Annotated in this window: 2 protein-coding genes and 1 pseudogene; 1 reads left to right on the top strand and 2 read right to left on the bottom strand. The window is 44.5% G+C overall.

Going from position 1 to position 1,626, the window contains the following annotated elements; translation table 11 throughout:
* On the bottom strand, nt 1-700 hold a 700-nt coding region (locus ABN217_RS18915), incomplete at its 3' end, for an RHS repeat-associated core domain-containing protein (RefSeq protein WP_349459802.1).
* Nucleotides 701-903: 203 nt separating this feature from the next.
* On the opposite strand from ABN217_RS18915, the pseudogene ABN217_RS18905 reads away from it, so the two are divergent.
* A pseudogene (locus ABN217_RS18905) lies at nt 904-1,117 on the top strand (SymE family type I addiction module toxin); the annotation flags it as partial.
* A 174-nt stretch (nt 1,118-1,291) separates the two neighbouring features.
* Here the strand turns inward: ABN217_RS18905 and ABN217_RS18900 are convergent.
* Nucleotides 1,292-1,626 (bottom strand): DUF7716 domain-containing protein (locus ABN217_RS18900; protein ID WP_349459801.1); only part of this gene is annotated, 335 nt, incomplete at its 5' end.

The raw sequence follows: 1,626 nt of genomic DNA, 5'->3' as shown, positions 1-1,626 counted from the left end.
CAGGCACTGTTTCAGGGATTTTTCCTACAATTTTGCCAGCCACATAGCGATGGTTACCTTCAACGATAACATTACCATCAACTTTTATTGGTGGAGCTACATCACCTTTTAATAGTCGGTCAACATAACGTTGAATAGCTGGTAAGGATACAGAGCCTTGGACGGTTTGCATCGTATCACCTTTCAGTGCACCTTGAATAATCTCAGAGGTAACATCTGCACCTTTTGTTATTAGAGGGCAACACATCAACCCCAGCGGCTCAATATACCCCACCGGATTATGCACATACCCATACGGATTAAAACCTCCCAGCAATCCGATGGGATCGGGTGAAATATACTGTCCGCTGTCTTTATCATAATAGCGAAAGCGGTTGTAATACAAGCCTGTTTCGTTATCTTCGAATTGTCCGGCAAAGCGAAAATGGCAATCAATATAGTTGGGGTCGTTTTCAGCACGGCCTTCACGGGACTCCCAAAAGGCCAGTTGCCCCCATGTGTTGAGCCGTCCTGCCCAGCTGGCGACGCCGTTTTCAGTAAACATCTCCCGCGGGGTGCCTTGGTGGTCAGTAACCACATAATGCAATTTCCCGCGCTGGTAACGTGCAGCAGGGGTTATCGCCCCCGGTTGGTATACCCACTGTATACCGGCATCGTAAGCGATAGTGCCATCGGCGTAGACGGGGGTCTCTTCAACCATTTGGTCGCCAGACCACAGATAGTGCCATGCGGTGATACGTTGCTTTGACAGCGGAAAGGCGGGGCTTTCATTGATTTTTAGAATATCAACGACTTTGGTTTTCGATAGCCGTCGACCAAAAGCATCGTAGGTATAACGCCAGACATCGCCACTGGGGGTAAAGCAGCGAATAAGTTGGTTCTGGGTATAACAAGGAGTTGACTATAGCTAAGGCGCATTTTAAGTCAGGCAGCAGGATAAATAAAGCCCCGAAAACAGAGCGTTATTACACAGTGGGCTACGCCTCCCAAAGGCAGTAAAGCCACACCACCGCCGGCGATAAACTTAAAAGGGCATTGGTTAAAAGAGGCAGGATTTGAGACTGGCTTCACCTTTACCGTCAAAATCTTAAACGGGTGTTTGGTGTTGATACCGGACAGCGAAGAGACAAGAGCAATAAAACAACAAAACCAACAACAGCAAGCGCAGCTCAGTGCAATACAGCACACCATGCGCGAGCTGATGGCGGAGTATATTAGCGGCTAAAGGGTAAACTGAGCGGCTCTTAACAACAGTAAGCCTGAAAATTTGGCTTACTGTTTATGAGGGCGGTTATTTTGAAAAGTCAATAAAAGCATCATTTTTCACATAAAAAACAAATGCTTCAAATAAATGATGAATCGTATAATGTGAAAGTTGTAATTTTGCATTTTCTACAACTTCTTCGATTGAACCATTATCGAGCGCTTCAATCCAACCATCTTCTGTTGCTTGCTTTGGTATATATTCCGTAGAATCAGGAGGATAATAATACGAATCCTCAGAAAAAATGCCTAGAGTATCCAAGTTCCACTCATCAATATTTGGAGGTAAATAAAAACCACCATCAGGATTATTTTCAGTGTTAGATAATACTTCTTTTATAGAAATTAACTCCATCTTTTTTC

It is taken from the genome of Proteus sp. fly-1067, from assembly GCF_040139345.1.
Classification (GTDB): domain Bacteria; phylum Pseudomonadota; class Gammaproteobacteria; order Enterobacterales; family Enterobacteriaceae; genus Proteus; species Proteus vulgaris_B.
This window is presented reverse-complemented; position numbering and strand designations above follow the sequence as displayed.